This is a genomic window from Actinacidiphila bryophytorum (assembly GCF_016916835.1).
Taxonomy (GTDB): Bacteria; Actinomycetota; Actinomycetes; order Streptomycetales; family Streptomycetaceae; genus Actinacidiphila; species Actinacidiphila bryophytorum.
The window spans coordinates 203078-227931 of sequence record NZ_JAFFIX010000003.1 but is presented as its reverse complement, the minus strand read 5'-3'; the positions used below and the strand labels follow the sequence as shown (position 1 = coordinate 227931).

Below are 24854 nucleotides of genomic sequence, written 5' to 3'. Positions count from 1 at the left end.
GAACGGCTTCGCTCGGGTCGTGCGGCCGTTGTCACGACTGTGGCACGGAGACCGCGGACGAAGCAAACCGGCATTTTGCTTATTTCAGGCATAAGCGGCAATCTACCGAGCGATGTGCGGGTGATGTGCGCCACGCACCTTGAAAATCACGGGAAATTCTCCTCTTGGGCTTCTAATATTTTCCTCTGTCGATACGACTCGGGTAAACCCCGAGACGAGGGTGGGGGTAGCCCCCACCTGCAATGGGGGATGCGCCGGATGGGCCGCGGCCGCCTGCTGCGACACAGTCGTCCACGAGCAGGCCGCCGCCCAGCGGCCGCCCCCGACAGAGGAGTTGACCATGGCAGCGCCGACGGCACGCAGCGGACCTGTCGCCGCCTTCGTCCGCTTCGTGATCTGCGGCGGCGGCGTCACCCTGCTGGCCAGCGGCGTCCTGCTGCTGGTCGGCCACCGGGTGCCCTTCGCACTCGCCAACGCCGTGGTCACCGTCGCCTCCACGGTCCTGGCCACCGAACTGCACGGGCGCTTCACCTTCGGGCGCGGCGGGGCCGGCTGGAACGACCACGCCGCCAGCGGCCTGACCGTCGCCCTGTCGTACGCCTTCACCACCGGCGCCATGCTCGCCTTCGACGGGCTGCACCCGGGTGGCGGAGCGCTGCTGCGGCAGGGCGTCTACCTGGGCGCCTCCGGGCTCGCCGGGATCGCGCGCTTCCTGCTGCTGCGGCACGTGGTCTTCGCCGCCGGGGGCGCGTCGCGCTTCCCCGAGCGGCTGCGGCGCGGGGCGGCGAGGATGGGGAATGCCGGACGGCGCACCGCCGTTCCCTACACCTCGGCTCCCCGACTGCTGCAAGGATCGTGACTTCCATGACCAAGGCCCAGGGCATCGCCTTCACCGAGTTCGGCTCGGCCGACGTGCTGCACCCGCTGGAGACCGACGTACCGGAACCCGGCCCGGGACAGGTGCGGATCGCGGTGCGCGCCGCCGGCGTCAACCCGCTCGACCACAAGATCAGGGCCGGGTACATGAACGCGGTCTTCCCGGTGGCGCTGCCGCACGTGCCGGGCGTCGAGGCCGCGGGCGTGGTGGAGTCCGTCGGGGAGGGCGTGAGCGGGCTCGCGGTCGGCGACGAGGTCTTCGGGCCGACCGTCACCGGCTCCTACGCCGCCCTCGCCCTCGCCGAGGCCGCCAAGCTGGGGGTCAAGCCGGCCTCCCTCGGCTTCCAGGAGGCCGCCGCACTGCCGGTCGCCGCGGAGACCGCCTTCCGCGCCCTTGAGGCGCTCGGCGTGCGCTCCGGCGAGACGCTGGTCGTGCACGGGGCGGCGGGCGGAGTCGGCACGCTGGCCGTGCAGTTCGCCGTCTCCCGCGGGCTGCGGGTGGTCGGCACCGCGAGCGAGGCCAACCACGAGCACCTGCGCCGGCTCGGCGCCGTCCCGGTCAGCTACGGCCCCGGCGTCGTCGAGCGGGTGCGGGAGGCGGCACCCGACGGCGTGGACGCGGCCTTCGACACCACCGGGCTCGCCGAGTCGCTGGCTGCATCCGTCGAACTGACCGGCGGCAAGGAGCGGGTGCTCACCATCGGCAGCCCCGTCACCGCGGGCGAGTACGGTGTCGCCTTCAGCTCGGGCGCCGGCCCCGCCGGCTACCGCGGTGTGCCGGCCTTCGCCGAGGCCCTGGCTCTGCACGAGGCCGGCACCCTCGACGTGGCCATCCACCGGGCCTACCCGCTCGCCGAGGCCGCCGACGCCCAGCGCGCCAGCGAGGCCGGCCACCTGGCCGGAAAGATCGTGCTGCTGCCCTGACCTGGGAGGGCCGGGAAGTCCCCGGGTGCGGTGGGGCGGGCCGGACACCGGGTCCGGCCCGCCCGTCAGGCGGGGCCGACGCTGCTCGGCCCCATGCGGCCGGTCAGCTGCCGAACACCTGGAATTCGTACAGCGAATATCCGTAGGCGGTGGCGCGCTGCGTGCCGTAGACGCGCACATAGCGGCCGCTGCCGCTGACGTCGATCGTCTGGTTGCCGCCCGTGCCCGTGGTCGTGCTGTAGACGGTGGTCCAGTTCGTGCCGTTGCCGGAGGTCTGGATCTGGAAGGCCTTGCCGTACGCCGCCTCCCAGTTGAGCTTCACCTGGCTGATGGTGTGGCCGGCGCCCAGGTCGACCTGGATCCACTGCGGGTCGCTGAAGGCGCTCGACCAGCGGGTGCCGGTGTTGCCGTCCACGGCGTTGGCGGCCGGGAAGCTGGCGTTCTCCGTCGAGGACGCGGTGGCCGTCTTCCCCTGCGACAGGTTGCCGCCGGCCGGCGGCGGAGTGGTGCTGCCAGGACCCTTGTTGTAGACGGCCACGTAGTCGATGTTCATCTGGCCGCCGGAGACGGTGGCGGAGTTGGGGCCGCCGCCGAAGGCGTCGGGGAAGCCGCCGCCCATCGCCAGGTCGTAGATGATGAAGAACGGGTGGTCGACGGCGGCCGTCCAGGTCGCGGCGGGCACCTGCGTGGAGTTGACGGTGAAGTAGTTCGCACCGTCCAGGTACCAGCGGATCTGCTCGGGCGAGACCGAGCGGTCGATCTGCACCGCGTAGGTGTGGTAGCCGGTCTGGCAGCCGGAGCAGGCCCTCTCACCGCTGCCGATACCCGTCGACTCGTTGCACGGGCCGCCCGGGTTGGTGCCGCAGTGCAGGGTGCCGAACACGGAGCTGCGGGAGTTGATGTCCTCCAGGATGTCGACCTCGCCGGAGGTAGGCCAGCTGGTGCCGGTGCGCAGCGTCGAGCCGAGCATCCAGAACGCCGGCCAGTAGCCCGGCCCGTTGGCGGTGGTCAGGTTCGGCTGCTGGATCGACGACTGCATCATCACCACGCCGCCGGCGGGCGCCCCGAAGGTCGCCGCCTGCGTCTCGATCCGGCCCGACGTCCAGCCGGACCGCGGGTCGCTGCCGCTGTGCAGGGCCTTGAGCACGAGATGGCCGTTGCCGTCCTGGAAGACGTTGGACGTGCTGTTGGTCATCGTCTCGATCTCGCCGGTGCCGAAGCTGCTGCCCGGGCCTGTGTCGTACTTCCAGTTGCCGGTGTTCACGCCGGTGCCCGCGGCACCGCTGAAGTCGTCGCTCCAGGTGGTGGTGAAGCCGGCCGGCGGTGCCGGTACGGCGGCCGGTGCGGCTGCCTGCGCGGCGGCGGGTGCCGCGGCTTGCGGCGCCGCGGCCGGGGTGGCCGCGCCGCCCGGTGCCGCGGCGACGGCGAGCCCGGCCAGGCTCAGCGCGCCGACGGTCAGCGCGGCCAGGCTCAGCCGGAGCCGCCGGGGGCGGCGGCGGGTGGGGGGTGTTGGTGCGTGTCCGGTGGACATGCGTGGTCTCCTGTCCCGATGTGCCATGTGGGGTGGCTGAGCGCTCCCGGGGCTGGTGCTTGAGAGCGCTCTCTTCGAGCAAGGGCTTTCTAGTACTGCGGTGGGGCCGCGTCAAGGCCGCGGATATCGGCGGTGCGGGGCGGGTGGCCGGGGGGCGCCTGGCGGCGGGCCGACTAGCGCTCGGGCACCCGCAGTTCGAACCAGGTGGTCTTGCCGCGCGGCTGCAGGTCGACGCCCCAGCGGTCGGAGAGCTTGTCGACCAGGAAGAGGCCACGCCCGCTGATGTCCAGGTCGTGCACCGGCAGCAGGCAGGGCAGCGCCCGCGAGGGGTCGCGCACCTCGACCCGCACCCAGCCGCGGCGGCGGCGCATGCGCAGCCCGAAGCTGCGGGCGCCGGTGTGGCGTACGGCGTTGCCGACCAGCTCCGAGACCAGCAGCTCGACGGTGTCGCCGAACTGCGGGAGCCCCCACAGCCGGACCACCGACAGCGCCAACCGGCGGGCGGTCGAGGCGGATTCGGGGCGCGAGGTCAGATGGACCTCTTCCGCGGACGGGTCGCCCAGCAGGTCGAGGACTCCGCTGGCCGCTTCCGCGGGGTCGGCCAGGTCGGAGGGGGCAGCGGATTCGCCGGATTCGCCGGAGAGTACGGGTGCGGCACCCGCGGCGGTATTCGCGTCCACCCGCTGCGGCTGCTCGGATCCACCCCTGCCCGCCATGGGTTCATCATGGCCGTACACGCCTCGTCGCGGGGTGCAACGGAGGGAATTGACGAAGAGGAATGACCCGTTCCATCCCGCCGTTTCGGCATATTCCGGTGGCATGAATCGGGCGGCTACGGCCGGTCCGGCCTGCGATGTTGACGAAGCCAACCATCCCGGTGATCGGTGGCGGCCCGAAATTCCTTAAGGCTCTCTTAAGACTGCCTTAAGGTGGGCCGCCACCCGTGAGCTACTGCCGTTCGAGCACCTGTACGGCAATCGTACAGATCTCCTCGCGGGTCGCGCTCAGTGGAATTCCGCCTTGCCCGGGCCGTGCTCGATGAAGCTGCGCATTCCGATCTCCCGGTCGGCCGTCGCGAACAGCCCGGCGAACAGCGACTTTTCGAGGGCGAGCCCGCTGTCCAGGTCGGTCTCCAGGCCGGCGTCCACCGCCTCCTTCGCCGCCCGCAGCGCATAGGCGGGCCCGCGGGCCAGCCGCGCCGCCCAGGCCAGCGCGCTCGCGTGCACCTCGCCGGCCGGCACCACCTGGTCCACCAGGCCGATCGACAGCGCCTCGGCCGCGCCCACCATCCGCCCGGTGAAGATCAGGTCCTTGGCCCGCGAGGGACCCACCAGCCGCGCCAGCCGCTGCGTGCCGCCGGCCCCCGGGATCAGCCCGAGCAGGATCTCCGGCTGCCCCAACCTGGCGTTGTCCGCGGCGATCCTGATGTCCGCGCACAGCGCCAGCTCGCAGCCGCCGCCCAGCGCGTACCCGGTCACCGCGGCCACCACCGGCTTGGGGATCCTGGCCACCGCCGTGAAGGCCTCCTGCAGCGGCCCCGACCGGTCCACCATGTCCTCGTAGGACATGCCCTGCATCTCCTTGATGTCCGCCCCCGCCGCGAACACCTTCTCCCCGCCCCACAGCACCACGGCCCGCACGTCCGGCCGCGCCGCAGCCTCCCGCGCGACCTCCTTGAGCCGGTCCTGCATGGCGCTGTCCAGCGCGTTCATCGGCGGCCGGTCCAGCCGGACAGTGCCGACACCGTCGTCGACTTCGAGGGTCACAGTCATCCCGCGAGCCTACGACGAAGCCCGCGGGATGCGGTGCGGCGGCCCGGCAGGTCAGGACTTCCACTGGCTCCAGGGGAGGTTCCAGCCGTTCAGGCCGTTGTACCACTGGACCGTCTTGTCCTTGGAGTTGATCACCTGGACCACGTCGCCGAGGATCGAGTGGTCGTAGAACCAGGCCGCGGGGGTCGTCGAGTCGTGGGCGCCGCGGGTGTCGCGCATGCCCACGCAGCCGTGGCTGGTGTTGCTGTTGCCGAAGACCGAGGGGGCCGCCCAGTAGTTGCCGTGGATGAAGGTGCCCGAGGTGGTCAGGCGCATGGCGTGCGGGACGTCCTTGATGTCGTACTCGCCGCCGAAGCCGACCGTGTCGCCGTTCATCCGGGTGGTGATGTACTTCTCGGAGATCACCATCTTGCCGTTGTACGTGGTGTGTTCCGGGGCGCCGGAGGAGATCGGGATGGTCTTGACCGGCTTGTTGTCGCGGTAGACGGTCATCGAGTGCTTGGCGGCGTCGACGATGCTGACCTGGCGGCGGCCGATGGTGAAGTGGACCTGCTTCTGCTGCTTGCCGTAGACGCCGGGGGCGCCCTCGACGCCCTTGAGGTCCAGGTCGAGGGTGACCTTGGTGCCGGCGGCCCAGTAGTCGGCCGGGCGGATGTACAGCTCCTGGCTGCCGTTCCAGCGGGCGGCGACCGGGACGGACGGGGAGGCGCTCACCCGCACGCCGTCCTCGACGGCCTTCTTGTTCGCGATCGGCCGGTTGAACCTGAGGTAGACCTCCATGCCGACGCCCACCGTGGAGCCGTCCTCCGGGGTGAAGTAGCCGACGAAGGTGTCCTTCGGGGTGACCGTGGTGAAGGTGGAGTGCTTGTCGGACTCCCGGCCCGCCGGGTCCTTGGCGCTGGCGTCGACCGTGTACTGCGTGGAGGTGTCGAGGTGGCCGGTGGGCGTCCAGCCGAGGCCGTCGGCGCTGATCTCACCGGGCACCTGGGTGCCCTTGTCGTCCTTGACGACGACGCTGGACAGCTTGCCGCCGGTCGCGGCGACCTTGAGGGTGCCGGTGGTGGCGACGTCGTCCGCGCCGTCGCCGGGCGCGATCGTGACGACCGCGGTCGAGGCGACGGTGTCCGCCGTGGCGGAAGGGCTGCTGCCGGGCGCCTTGGGGTCGCCGGCGGCGGAGCCGCCGCTGTCGCCGCCTCCGCTGCACGCGGTGCCGAGCAGCAGCACCGCGCCGAGCGCGAGCGCCGTCACACTTCTCCTGATGCCAGGCGCCACACCTATCGGCTTCACTTCCGCTGCTCCCCTGCCCCGCTACCCGCGCTCACTGCCCTGGACTCCCCCGGACGGCGCTAGAAAACCACACCTCGGGCGTGCCCGGGCACCCGGCTATGTCACCATTCCGTCCCAGATTTCTGTGTACCCGGGTGCGGTGTGCGTCCATCCCCGCGGGGCCGCCCGTACGGACGTGCGAGCGCGGTGCCTCGGGCCGCGTTCAGCCCTTGCGTGGGCCGCCCTGCTGGGACGGACGGGGCTTGGGTTCTGTGCTGCACCCCATTTTGCGGCAGTCGGGGTTCGAGCAGGACATGGCGTCACTCCTTGCTGTCGTGCAGGCGTACAACCGTGTGCGCGGGGCGTGCGGGCAGGCCGCAGTGTCCGACACGTGGTCGTCAAGATCGACGCACGAAAGAGTGATTCGGTTCCCCCTGGCGGGAGTTCACAGGTTTCCCAGCCGGAGAAAACGGGACTCAGAGGGCGGAACCGGCCGTCCACTGCTGCCAGGTCATGTTCCAGCCGCTCATGCCGTTGTCGGGGGCGACGGTGGTGTCGTGGGAGTTGACGACCCGGATGGGGTCGCCGACCAGGGAGTGGGCGTAGAACCAGCCGGCCGGGGTGTCGGGGCCGCCGCCCTTGGTGTCGAGCAGGCCGATGCAGCCGTGGCTGACGTTGGTGCGGCCGAAGACGTCGGGCGAGGACCAGTAGTTGCCGTGCACGAAGGTGCCGGAGCGGGTGAGCCGCATCGCGTGCGGGACGTCGGGGATGTCGTACTCGCCGCCGAAGCCGACGGTCCTGCTGTCCATCCGGGTCACCGGGAACTTCTCGGTGATGACCATGACGCCGTTGTACGTGGTGTGGCCGGGTGCGCCGGCGGAGACGTCGAGGCTGCGGACGACCCGGCCGTCGCGGCGGACGGTCATGGTGTGGGCCGCCGCGTCGACGGTGGAGCGCTGGTCGCGGCCGATGGTGAAGTGCACGTCCTTGGACTGGGTGCCGTAGACGCCGGGGGCGGCCTCGACGTCGCGCAGCCGCAGGTGCAGGGTGACGCGGGTGCCGGGCTGCCAGTAGTCGGCGGGGCGCAGGTCGAGCCGCTGGTCGCCGAACCAGTGGCCGACGACGGTGGCGGCCGGGTCCGCGTCGACCGTGATGCCGCGTTCGACGGCGGCCCGGTCGGTGACGGGGCGGCTGAAGCGCAGCGTCACGATCATGCCGTCGCCGACGGTGGCGCCGTCCTCGGGGGTGAAGAAGCCGATGACGGTGTGCTGCGGCACGACGGTGGTGAAGACGGCGTGCTTGGCGGCGGCCCGGCCCTGCGGGTCGACGGCGAGGGCGTCCACCGAGTACTGGGTGGCGAGGGCGAGCCGGGACGTGGGGTGCCAGCTGCGGCGGTCGGCGGACAGCGTCCCGGGTACGGGGGTGCCGTCGGCGGCCTGCGCGTCGACCTCGGTGAGGGTGCCCTGCTCGACGGTGACGGCGAGGGCGCCGTCCGCGGCGACGTCCTTGGCGCCGTCGCCGGGTGCGACCGTGATCACCGCCTGGGACAGCTGGGGGGCGGCGCTGACCGTGCCGTCCGCCGGTTTGCCGTCGGGCGTGCCGCCGCCGGCACCCGTACCGCAGCCGCCGAGCGCGAACGCGCACAGCACCGCACCCACACCCAGCCACGCACTCGCGCCCGCGCCGGCACCCGCACCCGCGCGCCCCGCGCGCCACACCGCTTTGCTCACGCCCCGTCAACGACGCTGCCGCCGCCGGGGAAACGCACCGCGCGGCCCGTATCCCGGCGGTGGGCGCTGCCCGGCCGGTCGCAGGGGGTGAGTCGGAGGCCCGCGGTGGGAAGGAATGGGGCAGGGACACGGCCGGCCGCATGGCACGGGACGCCAGGCGAAGCGACGGCCGTGTCCGAGCCGTGGGAGGAAACACGTGTCGGAGACCCGCGAGGCCGGCGTATCCGGGTGGGTGCAGGGCTCCCCGCTGCCCCCCGCGGAACCGGACGCGCCGGGCGCGCAGAACGCCCCCGCGGCCAGGGGAAACGGCACCCTCGCCGCTCCCCCGGCGCAGCGCGCCGTCGCCCCGCACGGCGGCCGCCCCCGCCGCGAGCCGCCCAGTGCGCAGGTGTGGCCGGGGTCGCCGCAGCCGCTGGGCGCCCGCTTCCGCACCGGTCCGGACGGGCGTACGGGCACCAACTTCGCGCTGTGGGCGGGCGGCGCGGAGTCCGTCGAGGTGTGCCTGTTCGCACCGGACGGCACCGAGACGCGGGCGCCGCTGACGGAGTTGACGCACCAGGTGTGGCACGGCTTCGTGCCGGGTGTGCTGCCGGGGCAGCGCTACGGCTACCGGGTCGGCGGGCGCTGGGACCCGTGGACGGGCGCCCGGTGGAATCCGGCGAAGCTGCTGCTCGACCCGTACGCGCGGGCGGTGGACGGCGACTTCGTGCTGGTCCCCGAGGTGTACGGGCATGCGCGGGACTGGCCGGACGCGCCGGTCGCCGACACGGTGCGCGACGACCGCGACTCGGCGCCCTTCGTGCCCAAGGGCGTGGTGGTCGACGATGACGACGACTGGGAGGACGACCGCCGCCCGAAGACGCCGTGGTCGGACACGGTGATCTACGAGCTGCACGTGCGCGGCTTCACCCGGCGCCACCCGGACGTCCCGCCGGAGCTGCGCGGCACTTACGCGGGTCTGGCGCACCCGGCGGCGATCGCGCACCTGACCGGGCTCGGGGTGACGGCGGTGGAGCTGCTGCCGGTGCACCAGTTCGCGCACGAGGACCACCTGGAGCGGCGCGGCCTGCGCAACTACTGGGGCTACAACTCGATCGGCTACTTCGCCCCGCACGCGGCCTACAGCGCGAGCGGTTCCGGCGGCGGGCAGGTCGGGGAGTTCAAGCGGATGGTGCGGGCGCTGCACGCGGCGGGCATCGAGGTGATCCTCGACGTGGTCTACAACCACACCGCGGAGGGCGGCCAGGGCGGCCCGACGCTGTCGCTGCGCGGCATCGACAACCGCACGTACTACCGGCTGGGCGCGGACCCGCGCGGCTACGCGGACTACACCGGCTGCGGCAACACGCTGGCGGTGACGCAGCCGCACGTGCTGCGGCTGATCACCGACTCGCTGCGCTACTGGGTGACCGAGATGGGCGTGGACGGCTTCCGCTTCGACCTGGCGGCGGCACTGGCCCGCTCGATGCACGACGTGGACATGCTCTCGCCCTTCCTCGCGGTCATCGCCCAGGACCCGGTGCTGCGCCGGGTGAAGCTGATCGCCGAGCCGTGGGACGTGGGGGCGGGCGGCTACCAGGTGGGCGCCTTCCCGCCGCTGTGGACGGAGTGGAACGACCGTTTCCGCGACACCGTCAGGGACTTCTGGCGCGGCGCCACCGAGGACGTGCGGGACCTGGGCTACCGGCTGTCGGGGTCGAGCGACCTGTACGACTGGGGCGGCAGGCGGCCGTACGCGTCGGTGAACTACGTGACGGCGCACGACGGTTTCACGCTGCGCGACCTGGTCAGCCACCAGCGCAAGCACAACGAGGCCAACGGGGAGGACGGCAGGGACGGCACCGACGACAACCGGGCGTGGAACTGCGGGGCCGAGGGTCCCACCGACGACCCGGCGGTGGCGGCGCTGAGGCGGCGGCAGATCCGCAACCTGCTCTCGACGCTGCTGCTGTCGACGGGGGTGCCGATGCTGGTCGCGGGCGACGAGATGGGGCGCACGCAGGGCGGTAACAACAACGCCTACTGCCAGGACAACGAGACCAGCTGGGTGGACTGGTCGCTGCTGTCCGACCCGGGCTGGGCGGGGCTGCGCGACCTGGCGGCGCGGCTGATCGCGCTGCGCAAGGAGCACCCGGTGCTGCGCAGCGGCGGTTTCTTCTCGGGTCTTGCGACCGCGCCGGAGGGGCTGCGGGACGTGGCGTGGTTCGGCGCGCACGGGCGGGAGCTGACCGACGCGGAGTGGTTCGCGCCGGCGTCGACGCTCGGGATGTACCTGTCGGGCACCGACATCCCGCACCGCGGCGCCCGGGGCGAGCCGATGGTGGACGACAGCTTCCTGCTGGTGGTGCACGCCCACCACCAGCCGGTCGGCTTCCGCCTGCCGGGCATGCCGTGGGGTGCGTCGTACGAACTGCAGCTGGACACCGCGCAGGAGGCGCAGTCGGCGCCGCCGCGGGTGCCGCACGCGGCGGCCGGGACGGAGGTGCGGGTCGGGGCGCGTTCGCTCCGGCTCTACCGGGCGGTACGCGGGGAGGCCGCGGCGACGGGATGAAGTCCGCAGGGCAACAAGTGAGTTCAATCATCAGACCAACTTGGTGAAAGGACTGGACGCCACCAGTGGTCCAGTCCACCATGAGCCCGGTGACCTCCTCCGCACCCCGCTCGGGGCAGGCGGCAGCACCGGCTGTCCCCGCCTACCGCCCGCCCGCAGGACCCCTCTGGTCGACGCCCTTCCGGCTCTACTTCACCGCCCGCTCCGTCGCCATGCTCGGCGACACGATGCTGCCCGTCGCCCTGTCCGCGGGCCTGCTGTCCTACGGCTACTCGGCCGGCGACATCGGCCTGGTGATGGCCGCCGCCAGCGCCTGCTTCGCCGGCTTCGTCATCTTCGGCGGCGTCCTGGCCGACCGCTTCAACGCCCGTGCCATGATGATCGGTTCCGACCTGGTCCGGGTCTGCACCCAGTCGACGGCCGCCTTCCTCTTCCTGACCCAGAGCGTGCGGCTGTGGGAGGTGCTGGTGATCGGGGTCGTCAACGGCACCTGTGCGGCGACCTTCCAGCCGGGCGTGGCCAGCACGGTGGTCAGGGTCGCGCACGACGTGCAGGGCGCCAACGCGGTGACCAGGACCGCCGAGTCGGCCGCCGGCCTCGCGGGACCCGCGCTCGCCGGTGTGCTGGTCGGCTTCAGCTCGGCCGGCGTGGTCTTCGCGGTGCACGCGGCCACGTATCTGACCAGCGGCCTGTGCCTGATGTTCCTGCGGCTGGCCCCGGCACCGCCGCGCGAGGCGGCAGCCGCGGGCGGCACCACTTTCAGGGCCGATCTCCACGAGGGCTGGCGGGAGTTCAGGGCGCGCACCTGGATGTGGGCGGTGATCCTGGTGTGGACGGTCTACACGCTGTGCGTCATGGGCCCCTACACCCCGCTGGCCGCGGGCCAGATCATCCCCGAGCACGGCGCCGGCGCGTACGGCCTGGTCAACTCGGCGCTCGGCGCGGGCACCGCGGCCGGTGCGCTGCTGGCGATGCGGCTGCGCGCGGAACACCCGCTGCGTGCGGGCAGCTTCGGGGTCTTCGCGGTCGCCCTCATGCCCGCCTCGGTCGGCCTCGACCTGCCGGTGCCCGCGCTGTGCTGCTGCCTTTTCACCGCGGGCGTCGGCTGGGCCTTCTGGGGCGTCAACTGGGCGACCAGCGTGCAGACCCAGGTCCCCGGCGACATCCTCAACCGCATCCACGCCTACGAGGTCGCAGGCTCGGTCGCGATGTTCCCGGTCGGCCAGGCGCTCGCGGGTCCGGCCGCGGCGGCCTTCGGGGCGCGGCACGTACTCCAGGCGGGCGGCCTGTTCGCCCTCGCGGTCGGCAGCACCCTGCTGGCGATCCCCGCGGTACGCGGGCTGCGCAGGGCGGCGCCTGGCAAGGCGGGCTGACGGCTCGGGGGGGGTACGTCGACGGCTCCCGGCCGCTTCGACGGCCGAATCCCGCCAGATTCCGGCGGGGCGCCCGACCAGGATCGAAGCCATGGACACCACCGAGTTCGACAGCAGAACCGCCCTGGTCACCGGGGCTTCGCGAGGTATCGGGGCGGCGGTCGCGCTGCGGCTGGCAGAAGGCGGCGCCGACGTCGCCTTCACCTACCGGCGGGACACGGCAGCAGCGGAAGCCGTCGCGGACAAGATCCGCGGCATGGGGCGGCGGGCGCTCGCCCTGCGGGCCGACAGCGGCGCCCCGGCCGCGATCGAGGAGGCGGTGGACCGGGCCGCCGCCGCGTGGGGGCGGCTGGACATCCTGGTCAACAACGCCGGCGCCTACATGGTCGGCCCGGTCTCCGACCTGGGCGCCGCCGACTTCGACCGGGCCGTCGCGGTCAACGTCCGCGGCCCGTACCTGGCGGCCAGGGCCGCGTCCCGGCACATGCGTAGCGGCGGCCGGATCATCAGCGTCGGCAGCAACGTCGGGGAGCGCACCACCTTCCCCGGCCACACCCTCTACGCCCTGACCAAGACCGCGCTGACCGGGATGACCAAGGGCCTGGCCAGGGACCTCGGCCCGCTGGGCATCACGGTGAACCTGCTGCACCCCGGACCGACGGACACCGACGCCAACCCTGCGGACGGGCCGTACGCGCAGACCGTCAGCGGCTTCACCGCGCTCGGGCGGTACGCGGCCGCCGAGGAGATCGCCGCGGTCGTGGCGCACCTGGCGTCGGACGCGGCCTCGTACATGACCGGCGCGGTCGTCCACGTGGACGGCGGCTTCACGGTCTGAGGCCCGGTGCCGCCCGGGCGGGACGCGCCACCCGGGCAGGTCCGCGCCGCCCGCGGAGTCGGCCGGTGGCGAAAACCAGGTGAATCGTGTCAGTGGGCGACCGTACTGTCAGGAGTGATGCCTGCCACGACCCCTGACCCCGCGCCCGCCGCCCGCTCGCGGTCCTCGATCCGCTCGCTGCTGCGCCTGTGGCCGTACGTGCGGCCCATCCGCGCCCGGCTCGGTGCGTCGGCCGTGGTGGGCGTGGTCGCCTCCAGCATGGGGCTGCTGATCCCGCTGGTGCTCAAGTGGCTGGTCGACGGCCCGGTCACCGACCAGGACCCGTCGGGCGTCTGGCTCGGCGGCGGCCTGGTGCTGCTGCTCGGGCTGCTGGAGGCGGGCCTGTTCGGGCTGCGGCGCTGGCTGGTGGCGCGACCGCTGGCCGGCGTCGAGGCCTCGATGCGCAGCGACCTCTACCAGCGGCTGCAGCGCCTGCCGGTGTCCTTCCACGACCGGTGGGCGTCGGGCCAGCTGCTCTCCCGGGCCACCATGGACCTGCAGATCCTGCGGATGTTCCTGGCCTTCCCGCTGGTCTTCCTGTTCGTGAACGCCACCACGATGCTCATCGGCTTCGGCATCCTGCTGGCGCAGAGCCCGCTGCTGACCCTGGTCCTGCTCGGCCCCGCGGTGCCGCTCGTGGTGCTCTCCATGCGCTTCGAGACGCGGTACGCCCTGGCGGCCCGCCGCGCCCAGGACCAGGCGGGCGACCTGGCCACGCTGGTCGAGGAGTCGGTGCTGGGGGTGCGCATCATCAAGGCCTTCGGGCGGCACCGCACCCAGTCCCAGGCCTTCCACCAGCAGGCCCGCGACCTGCGCGGCACGGAGCTGCACAAGGCCCGCCTGCTGTCGGACCTGTGGGCGATCATCATGACGCTGCCGGAGCTGGCGATCGGTGTGGCCCTGGTCGTCGGCGTCCTCCAGGTCTCCGACGGCAAGCTGTCGACCGGCACCCTGGTGGCCTTCCTGACCACGGCCCTTGCGCTGCGCTGGCCGGTGGAGTCCATCGGCTTCCTGCTGGCCATGAGCAACGAGGCGGCCACCGCCGCCGACCGCTACTTCGAGCCGATGACCATGCAGGGCGCCGAGGCCTCGGAAGCGGCGGACGGCAAGGACGCAGAAGACCTCACTGCGGATCTGACAGCGGATCCGGCAGCGGTCCGCCCCGGCGGGGACGGGCTGCGGATGGCCGGGGTCGGCTTCCGCTACCCGGACGCGCCCGCGGGCAGTGCCCCGGTGCTGACCGGGGTGGACCTGCACATCAGGTCGGGCGAGACGATGGCCCTGGTCGGCGCCACCGGCTGCGGCAAGACCACGCTGACCGCCCTGGTGCCGCGGCTGCACGAGCCGACCTCGGGGCGTATCACGCTGGACGGCGCGGACACCGCGGCGATGCCGGTGGCGCGGCTGCGCGAACTGGTCGCGGTGGCCTTCGAGGAACCCACCCTCTTCTCGGCGACCGTCCGGGAGAACGTGGCGATGGGCGCCGGCCCGTCCGGCGCTGACGAGGCGGCGGTGCTGCGGGCGCTGGAGATCGCCCAGTGCGGCTTCGTGCACGCCCTGCCCCAGGGCCTGGACACCCAGGTCGGCGAGCAGGGCCTGAGCCTGTCCGGCGGCCAGCGGCAGCGCCTCGCGCTGGCCCGCGCGGTCGTCGGGCGCCCGCAGTTCCTGATCCTCGACGACCCGCTGTCCGCACTGGACGTGCACACCGAGGCCCTGGTGGAAGCGGCGCTGCGGGACGTGCTGCGGGAGACCACCGCCCTGGTCGTGGCGCACCGGCCGTCGACGGTGGCGCTCGCCGACCGGGTGGCGCTGCTCTCCCAGGGCCGGGTCAGCGCGGTCGGCACCCACCAGGAGCTGCTGCGCGACAACACCGAATACCGCCGTCTGATGTCGGGCCTCGACACCGCCGTGGAGCCCCTGGAAAGGAGCGACGCCCGATGACGTCAGCCACCGAGCAGCAGCTGGACGACCGGGAGGAGGCCGAGCCGGTCCACGCCCCGGCGCCGGCCGAACCGGACGCCTTCGACCAGGACCGGCTGCCCGCGCCGAAGAACGCGCAGGCGCTGCTGCTGCGTTCGCTGCTGCGCCCGCACTCGCGGCTGGTGTGGCTCGCCTCGGTGCTGCTGCTGGTCCAGCAGGCGGCGGTGCAGGCGGGCCCGCTGCTGGTGGCGTACGCCATCGACAACGCGATCCCGCAGATGCGCGAGGGCCGGCACGGCGCGCTGATCGCGGTTGCCTGCGGCTACCTGGGCTGCGGTGTCGCGGCCGGCGCCCTGCAGCGCGCCTTCATCCGGGTGGCCGCGCTGATCAGCCAGGACGTGCTGATCGAGCTGCGCGCCCGGATGTTCCGGCACGCCCAGTCGCTGAGCCTGGACTTCCACGAGCGCTACACCTCGGGCCGGCTGATCGCCCGGGCCACCTCCGACGTCGAGTCGATCAGGGAGCTGCTGACCGACGGCCTGGAGGAGCTGATCGGGGTGGTGCTGTCGGTGGTGTACATCTCGGTGCTGCTGATCTTCCTGGACTGGCGGCTCGGCCTGGTCACGCTGGTGTCGTACGTGCCGCTGTACGTGGCGATCCGCCGCTTCCAGGGCCGCTCGATGCTCGCCTACCGGCGGCGTTCCACCGCGATCGCGGCGGTCATCGTGAAGTTCACCGAGACCATGAACGGCATCCGCCCGGTCAAGGCCTTCCGCCGCGAGCAGCCCAACGACACGTCCTTCGCCGAGCTGAACCACCGCCACTACCGGGCCAACGGCGACGCGATCCTGGAGATGGCCCGCTACGTCGTCACCTCCCGGCTGATCGCGAACATCGCGGTGGCCGGCATCGTGGTGTGGGGTGCCTACCGGGTCGCGGGCGGCGGGATGGCGCTGGGCGTGCTCGCCGCCTTCGTGCTGTACCTGCGGCGGCTGTACGACCCGATCGACCGCCTCGGGATGTTCCTGAACTCCTACCAGTCGGCGGCGGCCTCGCTGGAGAAGATCGCCGGGCTGCTCGCGCAGACCCCGACGGTGCCCGCGCCCGAGCACCCGGTCGCGCTGCCGCCGACCGCGCAAGGGCACCCGGGGCGCGAAGTGGTCTTCGACCGGGTGCGGTTCGGCTACCGCACCGGCGGCGAGGTGCTGCCGCCCTTCGACCTGCGGCTGCCGGCCGGGCAGACCCTGGCGGTGGTCGGTGCGACCGGCGCGGGCAAGTCCACGCTGGCCAAGCTGCTCGCCCGCTTCTACGACCCGACCGGCGGCCGGGTGCTGCTCGACGGCGTGCCGCTCGTGGACCTGTCACCGGCGGACCTGCGCAGGGGCGTGGTGATGGTGACGCAGGAGGCCTTCCTCTTCTCCGGCACCGTCGCGGACAACATCGCCATCGGCCGCCCCGACGCGACCCGGGAGGAGGTCGAGGCGGCGGCCCGGGCGATCGGGGCGCACGACTTCATCACGGCGCTGCCGGACGGCTACGACACCGACGTGCGCAAGCGCGGCGGCCGGATCTCGGCGGGTCAGCGCCAGCTGGTCGCCTTCGCCCGGGCGCTGCTGGCCGACCCCGGGGTGCTGATCCTGGACGAGGCGACGTCGTCGCTGGACATCCCGGGCGAGCGTGCCGTGCAGTTCGCGATGCAGACGGTGCTCACCGGGCGTACCGCGGTGATCATCGCGCACCGGCTGTCCACGGTGGCCATCGCCGACCGGGTGCTGGTGATGCGCGACGGCCGGATCGTGGAGGACGGCACCCCGGCGGACCTCATCGCGGGGGACGGGCACTATGCCCAGCTGGACGCGGCCTGGCGTGAGGGCCTGGCCTGACCGGGTTGATGCTCATGCGGGCCAGGCCGCCGCGGCTGACGAGTTCCGCGAGGCGGCCGGCCGGCAGGGTGATCCACGGCTGGCACTCGCCGAGGGCCGCCACCAGGGCGTCCAGTGTGGTGAAGGCGACGGCGACCAGTTCGCCGGTCGCGGGCACGGTCTGCAGCGCCAGGCCGACGGCGGACTCCTGGGCAGGGCCGGCCGGCGGGCGCGGGTGGGCGGGCACGTAGAGCCGGGTGTCGCCCGGGATCCGGACCGGGTGGCCGGCCGCGGGGGTACCGTCAGGGCCGCCGGCGCCGGACGGCTCGGACATGCGGGACATCATCACCTCGGCTTGCACGCTCACCCGGTGTGCCGGAGGGCGCACCGACAGCAGGCTACGAGCGGCCCGCGCCCGGCCGACCGTTCTTGACCAACTCATGGCAACACTGGCGCCATTCCGCCTTGTTGTGTCGCAGCGGTGCCCAACTACCCCTGGCCTCACCCTAGTTGGGTGACGCCGTGGGGGTGCGATGCGCCCGGTACGCCCCGGTTCTGAACGGGCGAAGCGGCGGATGTTTTCTCATGCCCGCAACACGGCCCTCACATCCGCCCGTTATGCGGACGGCGACAACCGGAAGCCGAACGAATTCAGCCAAGTTGGCACCACGGGACTGACATGAACAGGTAAAGAGTGCCACTCTGTGCCCCGATCCACAGCAACGCCACAGCTCTATCCGGGCGGATCACCAACCCCACCCCGCCCGGACTGTCACCGGCCGCATACCCGTGGCCGCCGCAGAAGGAGTGACGAGTGCCACGATCCCCCCGTACGGCCCGTACGGCAGCAGCCGCCGGCGCGCTCATCGCCGGTGCGGCGATGCTCGCCGTGACGCTGCCGGCCGGCACCGCGGCAGCTGAACCCGCCGCATCGACCGGTTCGGCGGCGCAGGCCGCGACCTCCCACGTACAGCCCAGGCCGGGTGCCCTGCCGGCCTCGCTGACCCCGGCCCAGCAGGCCGCACTGACGGCACAGGCCCAGGCGCACGCGGCGGCGACCGCGTCGTCGCTGCACCTCGGCGCCCAGGAGAAGCTGGTCGTCAAGTCGGTGTCCCAGGACGCCGACGGCAGCACCCACACCCGCTACGAGCGCACGTACCAGGGACTGCCGGTGCTCGGCGGCGACCTGATCGTGCACCAGAGCCCGCTGGGCGCCACCACCGGTGTCGACAAGGCGACCAGCGCCTCGGTCGCGGTCGCCTCGACGACCGCACTCAAGAGCGCCGACTCGGCGAAGTCCTTCGCCCTCTCGCGCGCCAAGGCCGACGGCGCCAAGTCCCCCGCGGCGGTCAACTCGCCCCGCAAGGTGGTCTGGGCGGCCTCCGGCACCCCGGTGCTCGCCTGGGAGTCGGTGGTCGGCGGCCTGCAGGACGACGGCACCCCCAACCAGCTGCACGTGATCACCGACGCCACCACCGGCGCGAAGCTCTTCGAGTACCAGGGCATCGAGACCGGCGTCGGCAACAGCGAGTACAGCGGCCAGGTGAACATCACCACGACGCTGTCCGGCAGCACCTACCAGCTGACCGACAACACCCGCGGCGGCCACAAGACGTACAACCTGAACCACAGCACGTCGGGCACCGGCACGCTGTTCACCGACGCCGACGACACCTGGGGCGACGGCAGCGGCACCACCGCACAGACCGCGGGCGTGGACGCCGCCTACGGCGCCCAGGAGACCTGGGACTTCTACAAGAACACCTTCGGGCGCAACGGCATCGCCGACGACGGCCGGGCGGCCTACTCCCGCACCCACTACGGCAACAGCTACGTCAACGCCTTCTGGGACGACTCCTGCTTCTGCATGACCTACGGCGACGGCAGCGGCAACGCGCACCCGCTGACCGCACTGGACGTCGCGGGCCACGAGATGAGCCACGGCGTCACCTCCAACAGCGCCGGGCTGAACTACTCGGGCGAGTCCGGCGGCCTGAACGAGGCCACGTCCGACATCTTCGGCACCGGCGTGGAGTTCTACGCCAACAACTCCACCGACCCGGGCGACTACCTCATCGGCGAGAAGATCGACATCAACGGTGACGGCACCCCGCTGCGCTACATGGACAAACCCAGCAAGGACGGCGGCTCGAAGGACAACTGGTCCTCCAGCCTCGGCGGCCTGGACGTCCACTACTCCTCGGGTCCCGCCAACCACTTCTTCTACCTGCTCTCCGAGGGCAGCGGCGCCAAGGTCATCGGCGGGGTCAGCTACAACAGCCCGACCTACGACAACCTGCCGGTGCCGGGCATCGGCCGGGACAACGCGCTCAAGCTCTGGTACAAGTCGCTGACCGAGCGCTTCACCTCGACCACCAACTACGCGGCGGCCCGCACCCAGTCGCTGCAGGCGGCGGCCGACCTGTGGGGCGCGGGCAGCGCCACGTACAACACCGTCGCCAACACCTGGGCGGCGATCGGCGTCGGCAGCCGGGTGACCACCCCGAGCGGCGTGTCGGTGACCAACCCGGGCAACCAGTCCACCAAGGTCAGCACCGCGGTCAGCCTGCAGATCCAGGCCAGCACCAGCAACGGCGGCGCCCTGACCTACAGCGCGACCGGCCTGCCCACGGGCCTGTCGATCGGCTCCTCGACCGGGCTGATCTCGGGCACCACCTCGACCACCACCGGCACGTACAACGTGACGGTCACGGCCAAGGACTCGACCAACGCCAGCGGCACGGCCTCCTTCACCTGGGCCGTCACCAGCACCAGCGGCGGCTGCACCGCGAGCCAGCTGCTGACCAACCCCGGCTTCGAGAGCGGCAGCACCGGCTGGACCGCCACCTCGGGCGCGATCGACAGCAGCACCGACGCCCCCGCCCACTCCGGCTCCTACAAGGCCTGGCTGGACGGCTACGGCACCACCCACACCGACAGCGTCTCCCAGTCGGTGACCATCCCCGCCAGCTGCACCAGCGCGAGCCTGACCTTCTACCTGTACGTCTCGACCAGTGAGACGACGACCAGCACCGCCTACGACAAGCTCACCGTCGCAGCCGGCAGCAGCACCCTCGCCTCCTACTCCAACCTCAACAGCGGCACCGGCTACGTCCAGCGGACCGTCAGCCTCACCCCCTACATCGGCCAGACCGTCACCCTGAAGTTCACCGGAACCGAGGACTCCTCCCTGGCGACCTCCTTCCTGATCGACGACACCGCCGTCAACGTCAGCTGACGCACGGACCCACCCGTACGGCGCAAAGCGCCCGGACCGGCCGCCACGGCCGGTCCGGGCCGCGGTCTGGTAGGGTTGGCCCTGTTGCAGTTGTGGTACCCAGAACTTTGCGTGCGCCTGGATGATTGCGATCCCCCGGGCGCACTTTTGTTTTTGCCGGAATTCTCCGGTGTGGGGTGATCATCTACAGCGACCCGGATCCGTACAGTGCGGATCTGGAAACTGCCCCACCAGTAGGAGATTGATTATGGCTACCGGAACCGTGAAGTGGTTCAACTCGGAAAAGGGCTTCGGCTTCATCGAGCAGGACGGCGGCGGCTCCGACGTCTTCGCCCACTACTCGAACATCCAGTCGCAGGGCTACCGCGAGCTGCTTGAGGGCCAGAAGGTCGAGTTCGACGTCACCCAGGGCCAGAAGGGCCCGCAGGCGGAGAACATCCGGGCGCTCTGACCGGCGTCTGCCGGGCCGCTGCGCCCGGTCATGGGAGGCCCGCACCGCACGGTGCGGGCCTCTCGCATGCAGCCGCCGCACCGGCGGCCCGAGGTAAGGAAACGCCCGTGTCCTCTGTGTCACCCGTCACACTCTTCTCCCAGCTTCCGCTGGACCCGGCGCTCGTCGCCGCCCTGGAAGCCCACGGGGTGACCGAGCCGTTCCCGATCCAGGCCGCCACCCTCCCCGACTCACTCGCCGGCCGCGACGTGCTGGGCCGCGGCAGGACCGGCTCGGGCAAGACGCTGGCCTTCGGGCTGCCCCTGCTGACCCGCACCAAGGCCGCGGGCCGGCGGGCCGAGGCCAGGCGCCCGCTGGCACTGGTGCTGGTCCCGACGCGCGAGCTGGCCGGGCAGGTCACCGAGGCGCTCGACCCGTACGCGAAGGTGCTCGGGCTGCGGATCACCGCGGTCGTCGGCGGCGCCTCCATCAACCGGCAGACCGCCGCGCTCAAGGCCGGTGCCGAGGTGCTGGTCGCCACGCCCGGGCGGCTCGCCGACCTCATCGACCGGCGCGCCTGCGCGCTGGACCGGGTCGCGGTGACCGTGCTGGACGAGGCCGACCAGATGGCCGACATGGGCTTCCTGCCGCAGGTCACCCGGCTGCTCGAACAGGTGCGCCCCGACGGGCAGCGGATGCTGTTCTCGGCGACACTGGACCGCAATGTCGACAAGCTCGTCAAGCGCTTCCTCGACAAGCCCGTCACCCACTCCGTGGACCCGTCGGCCGCGACCGTCACCACGATGGAGCACCACGTGCTGCACGTCGACGAGTCCACCAAGCGCGCGGTCACCGCGGAGATCGCCGCCCGCAAGGGCGGGGTGATCATGTTCGTCGGCACCAAGCGGGGTGCCGACCGGCTCACCAAGCACCTGCTCGGCCAGGGCGTACGGGCGGTGGCGCTGCACGGCGGCAAGTCGCAGCCGCAGCGCAACCGGGCGCTCGACCAGTTCCGCACGGGTTCGGCCGACGCGCTCGTCGCCACGAACGTCGCCGCGCGCGGCATCCACATCGACGGGCTCGACCTCGTCGTGAACGTCGACCCGCCGACCGAGGCGAAGGACTACCTGCACCGGGGCGGGCGCACTGCGCGTGCGGGCGAGTCCGGGACCGTGGTCACCCTCGTGCTGCCCGAGCAGCGGCGGGAGAACGCCAGGCTCATGGCCCAGGCCGGTATCCGCCCGGCCACCGCCAGGGTCCGGCCCGGCGACCCGGATCTCGTGCGCATCACCGGTGCCCGCAAGCCGTCGGGGACTCCTGTCGCCCTCCCGGCGGCCCCGGCCCCCGCGGCTCCCGCCGCGAAGCCCGCCGCGCGCCGCCGCTCCGGCGGCAACCCCGCCGGCCGCCGCACCGGCCCCGGCGCGGCCGCAGGCCGCGGCGGCGCCGCCGGCCGTCGCGCCCGAGGCAGCAACGGCCGTCGCGCAGCCTGACCCCGCCCCCTCCGCAGAGAGCGCCCCTCCGGGGGGTGCCCCTTCCGGGGGGGCCGAGCCATCAGGGGCGCGGGGAACTGCGCGACCAGCCCCCACCGGGCGCGCGGGTCGTCACCGACCCAAAGGGGCTCTTCGGTCCGTGCCGGACCACCGGCCGGTGGTGGGTTGCGCGCGCAGTTCCCCGCGCCCCTGAAACGCTCGCCGCCCGACACAGGGGCGCCCCCCGAGGGGCCGCGCCCCTGAAAACGCTCGCCGCCAAGCGCACGGGCACCCCGCAGGGGCCGCGCCCCTGAAAACGCTCGCCGCCAAGCGCAGGGGCGCCCCCCGAGGGGCCGCGCCCCTGAAACGCTCGCCGTCAGGCGAAGGGGCGCCCCCGCAGGGGGTTAGCGGAGGACGCCTGCCGTCATACCCGTGGCTTCGGGCGGAACAGCCACTAGTCCGAGTTCGGCCGGGGTGGCGAGGAGGGGGTGGGCCGGGAGGACGCGGACGGTGTAACCGAAGGAGCCGGTGCGGTCGAGGGTGAGGGGACCTTCGTAGGAGTGGCGGCCCGAGATGTCGGGGCGCCCGGTCGGCTTGAGGGACAGGATCGTCGGCGAGGCCAGCCGGTCCGCGGTGTCGACGCGGCCCGACAGGAGCTGGACGTCGACGTCTGCGGGGTCGAGGCCGCCCAGGGTGATCTGGGTGCGCAGGGTGAGCGTGGAGCCCAGTTCCGGGGTGCCCTCGACGGAGTCGGTCTCCACGTGGTCCACGGAGACCTGCGGCCACTGCCGGCGTACCCGGCGCTTCCACTCGGCCAGGTCGACGGCCGCGGGACCCTGTATGGCGCGGTGCGACCTGGCAGCGGGCGCGTACAGCTCGGTGACGTAGTCGCGGACCATGCGCCCGGCGAGCACCTTCGGGCCGAGCGTGGTCAGGGTGTGCCTGACCATCTCGATCCACCGCTGCGGCAGCCCGCGCGAGCCGTGGTCGTAGAAGCGCGGGGCGACCTGGTTCTCCAGCAGGTTGTAGAGCGCGGCGGCCTCCAGCTCGTCGCGCCGGTCCTCGTCGGTGATGCCGTCGGCGGTGGGGATCGCCCAGCCGTTGGCGCCGTCGAACCACTCGTCCCACCAGCCGTCGAGCACCGACAGGTTGAGGCAGCCGTTGAGCGCGGCCTTCATGCCCGAGGTGCCGCAGGCCTCCAGGGGGCGCAGCGGGTTGTTGAGCCAGACGTCGCAGCCGGGGTAGAGCAGCCGGGCCATGCGCATGTCGTAGTCGGGCAGGAAGACGATGCGGTGCCGCACCCGGGGGTCGTCGGTGAAGCGGACCAGTTCCTGCACCAGGCGCTTGCCGCTGTCGTCGGCGGGGTGCGCCTTGCCTGCGACGACGATCTGGATCGGCCGCTCGGGGTGCAGCAGCAGCTCCATGAGCCGGTCCTGGTCGCGCAGCATCAGGGTGAGCCGCTTGTAGGAGGGGACCCGGCGGGCGAAGCCGATGGTGAGGACGTCGGGGTCGAGGACGTGGTCGGTCCAGCCGAGTTCCGCCTCGCCCGCACCGCGCTGCCGCCAGGAGGCGCGCAGCCGGACGCGTACGTCCTCGACGAGCTGCTCGCGCAGTTCCCGGCGCAGCTCCCAGATCGCGGTGTCGGGGATGCCGCCCATAGCCTCCCAGCGGTCGGTGCCGCCGATCATCAGCGCGTCCTCCGCGTGCTGCGCGCCGATCTGCCGGGCGCCGAGCCGCAGCACCTCGGGGGCCACCCAGGTGGGGGCGTGCACCCCGTTGGTGATGGACGTGATGGGCACGTCCTCGGGGTCGAATCCCGGCCACAGCCCGGCGAACATCTCCCGGCTGACGGCGCCGTGCAGCGTGGACACGCCGTTGGCGCGCTGGGCGAGCCGCAGGCCCATGACGGCCATGTTGAACAGGTTGGGGTCGCCGCCGCGGTGGGTCTCCATGCCGAGTTCGAGGATCCGCCCGGTGTCGACGCCGGCCAGTTCGCCGCCGTCGCCGAGGTGGCGGGCGACCAGTTCGCGGTCGAAGCGGTCGATGCCGGCGGGCACGGGGGTGTGGGTGGTGAAGACGGTGCCGGCCCTGACCGCTTCGAGTGCCGCGTCGAAGTCCAGGCCGTCGAGGGACAGCTCGCGGATGCGTTCCAGGCCGAGGAAGCCGGCGTGGCCCTCGTTGGTGTGGAAGACCTCGGGCTCGGGGTGGCCGGTGATCCGGCAGTAGGCGCGCACGGCGCGGACCCCGCCGATGCCGAGCAGCATCTCCTGGAGCAGCCGGTGCTCGCTGCCGCCGCCGTAGAGCCGGTCGGTGACGTCGCGCTCGGCGGCCTGGTTGCCCTCGACGTCGGAGTCGAGCAGCAGCAGCGGCACCCGGCCGACCTGGGCCTTCCAGATCCTGGCGTGCAGCGCCCGGCCGCCGGGCAGCACCAGGCTTATCCGGGCGGGGCTGCCGTCGGCCTCGCGCAGCGGTGTGACGGGCAGCGAGTTGGGGTCGAGCACCGGGTACTGCTCCTGCTGCCAGCCCTCGCGGGAGAGGGTCTGGCGGAAGTAGCCGTGCCGGTAGAGCAGGCCGACGCCGATGAGCGGCACCCCGAGGTCGCTGGCCGCCTTGAGGTGGTCGCCGGCCAGGATGCCCAGGCCGCCCGAGTACTGCGGCAGGGCGAAGGTGATGCCGAACTCGGGTGAGAAGTAGGCGATGGCGGCGGGCAGGTCGGTCTGCTCCTGGTACCAGCGGGGGCTGGAGGTGTAGTCGGCGAGGTCTTCTGCGGCGGCGGTCAGCCGGCGCAGGAAGCGCCGGTCGACGGCCAGTGCGGCGAGCCGGTCCTTGCCGACCGTGCCGAGCAGGCGTACGGGGTCGCCCTGGGCTGCCCGCCAGCCCTCGGGGTCGACGCTCTGGAAAAGCTCCCTGGTCTCCTGGTGCCACGACCAGCGGAGGTTCTGGGCCAGACCCCCCAGCGGGCGCAGAGGTTCCGGCAGGACGGTGCGCACGGTGAATCGACGGATAGCCTTCACCCTCCGACCGTAGCCCGGCGG

Annotated in this window: 17 protein-coding genes; 10 read left to right on the top strand and 7 right to left on the bottom strand. The window is 72.5% G+C overall.

Going from position 1 to position 24854, the window contains the following annotated elements:
* The first annotated feature begins 340 nt into the window (after window positions 1-340).
* Together JT723_RS06185 and JT723_RS06180 are read left to right on the top strand one after the other, a co-directional pair.
* Window positions 341-859, top strand: coding sequence for a GtrA domain-containing protein (locus JT723_RS06185; protein WP_205043451.1), 519 nt, complete (start codon window positions 341-343; stop codon window positions 857-859).
* 5 nt (window positions 860-864) lie between these two features.
* Window positions 865-1800, top strand: a complete 936-nt coding sequence (locus tag JT723_RS06180) for an NADP-dependent oxidoreductase (protein ID WP_205043450.1) — start codon at window positions 865-867, stop codon at window positions 1798-1800.
* Window positions 1801-1903: 103 nt separating this feature from the next.
* Here JT723_RS06180 and JT723_RS06175 read toward each other — a convergent pair whose 3' ends face one another.
* From JT723_RS06175 to JT723_RS06155, 5 genes are all read right to left on the bottom strand, one after another.
* Window positions 1904-3331: a galactose-binding domain-containing protein gene (locus JT723_RS06175; RefSeq protein ID WP_205043449.1), complete on the bottom strand. Its 1428-nt coding sequence runs from the start codon at window positions 3329-3331 to the stop codon at window positions 1904-1906.
* 173 nt (window positions 3332-3504) lie between these two features.
* Window positions 3505-4047: an ATP-binding protein gene (locus tag JT723_RS06170; RefSeq protein ID WP_205043448.1), complete on the bottom strand. Its 543-nt coding sequence runs from the start codon at window positions 4045-4047 to the stop codon at window positions 3505-3507.
* Between the two features lie 288 nt (window positions 4048-4335).
* Window positions 4336-5103: an enoyl-CoA hydratase/isomerase family protein gene (locus JT723_RS06165; RefSeq protein ID WP_205043447.1), complete on the bottom strand. Its 768-nt coding sequence runs from the start codon at window positions 5101-5103 to the stop codon at window positions 4336-4338.
* A gap of 51 nt (window positions 5104-5154) precedes the next feature.
* A complete protein-coding gene (locus tag JT723_RS06160) occupies window positions 5155-6351 on the bottom strand; it encodes a L,D-transpeptidase (RefSeq protein ID WP_251512451.1) in 1197 nt (398 codons plus the stop codon).
* Window positions 6352-6845: 494 nt separating this feature from the next.
* Window positions 6846-8099, bottom strand: coding sequence for a L,D-transpeptidase (locus tag JT723_RS06155; protein WP_251512448.1), 1254 nt, complete (start codon window positions 8097-8099; stop codon window positions 6846-6848).
* Between the two features lie 247 nt (window positions 8100-8346).
* Here JT723_RS06155 and glgX point away from each other — a divergent pair, with 247 nt between their 5' ends.
* The 5 genes from glgX to JT723_RS06130 all read left to right on the top strand — a co-directional run bounded on the left by glgX (window position 8347) and on the right by JT723_RS06130 (window position 16703).
* Entirely contained in the window at window positions 8347-10650 is a 2304-nt protein-coding gene (gene glgX / locus JT723_RS06150; RefSeq protein ID WP_205043637.1) for a glycogen debranching protein GlgX, read from the top strand.
* 80 nt (window positions 10651-10730) lie between these two features.
* Complete coding sequence (locus JT723_RS06145) at window positions 10731-12023, top strand: MFS transporter (protein ID WP_205043636.1); 1293 nt, start codon at window positions 10731-10733, stop codon at window positions 12021-12023.
* 91 nt (window positions 12024-12114) lie between these two features.
* The gene (locus tag JT723_RS06140; RefSeq protein WP_205043446.1) at window positions 12115-12861 is read left to right on the top strand and encodes an SDR family NAD(P)-dependent oxidoreductase; all 747 of its coding nucleotides are present in this window, start codon (window positions 12115-12117) and stop codon (window positions 12859-12861) included.
* Between the two features lie 117 nt (window positions 12862-12978).
* Window positions 12979-14841, top strand: coding sequence for an ABC transporter ATP-binding protein (locus JT723_RS06135; protein WP_205043445.1), 1863 nt, complete (start codon window positions 12979-12981; stop codon window positions 14839-14841).
* Window positions 14838-16703 (top strand): ABC transporter ATP-binding protein, encoded by a 1866-nt coding sequence (locus JT723_RS06130; RefSeq protein WP_205043444.1) that lies wholly within the window; start codon window positions 14838-14840, stop codon window positions 16701-16703. Before JT723_RS06135 ends, JT723_RS06130 begins: the two co-directional genes overlap by 4 nt.
* Here JT723_RS06130 and JT723_RS06125 read toward each other — a convergent pair.
* Window positions 16642-17016 (bottom strand): SAV_915 family protein, encoded by a 375-nt coding sequence (locus JT723_RS06125; RefSeq protein ID WP_205043443.1) that lies wholly within the window; start codon window positions 17014-17016, stop codon window positions 16642-16644. The two genes, JT723_RS06130 and JT723_RS06125, sit on opposite strands and share 62 nt — an antisense overlap.
* A 546-nt stretch (window positions 17017-17562) precedes the next feature.
* Between JT723_RS06125 and JT723_RS06120 the strand changes: the two genes are divergently transcribed.
* The 3 genes from JT723_RS06120 (at window position 17563) to JT723_RS06110 (ending at window position 21840) form a co-directional block, all read left to right on the top strand.
* A complete protein-coding gene (locus JT723_RS06120) occupies window positions 17563-19920 on the top strand; it encodes a M4 family metallopeptidase (protein ID WP_205043635.1) in 2358 nt (785 codons plus the stop codon).
* A 247-nt stretch (window positions 19921-20167) separates the two neighbouring features.
* Window positions 20168-20371 (top strand): cold-shock protein, encoded by a 204-nt coding sequence (locus tag JT723_RS06115; protein WP_033177479.1) that lies wholly within the window; start codon window positions 20168-20170, stop codon window positions 20369-20371.
* 107 nt (window positions 20372-20478) lie between these two features.
* The gene (locus JT723_RS06110) at window positions 20479-21840 is read left to right on the top strand and encodes a DEAD/DEAH box helicase (RefSeq protein ID WP_251512444.1); all 1362 of its coding nucleotides are present in this window, start codon (window positions 20479-20481) and stop codon (window positions 21838-21840) included.
* A gap of 383 nt (window positions 21841-22223) precedes the next feature.
* Here the strand turns inward: JT723_RS06110 and glgP are convergent, their stop codons facing one another.
* Window positions 22224-24833 carry an alpha-glucan family phosphorylase gene (gene glgP, locus JT723_RS06105; protein ID WP_205043442.1) on the bottom strand — a complete coding sequence of 870 codons (2610 nt, stop codon included), beginning with the start codon at window positions 24831-24833 and terminating at the stop codon, window positions 22224-22226.
* Window positions 24834-24854: the final 21 nt, after the last annotated feature.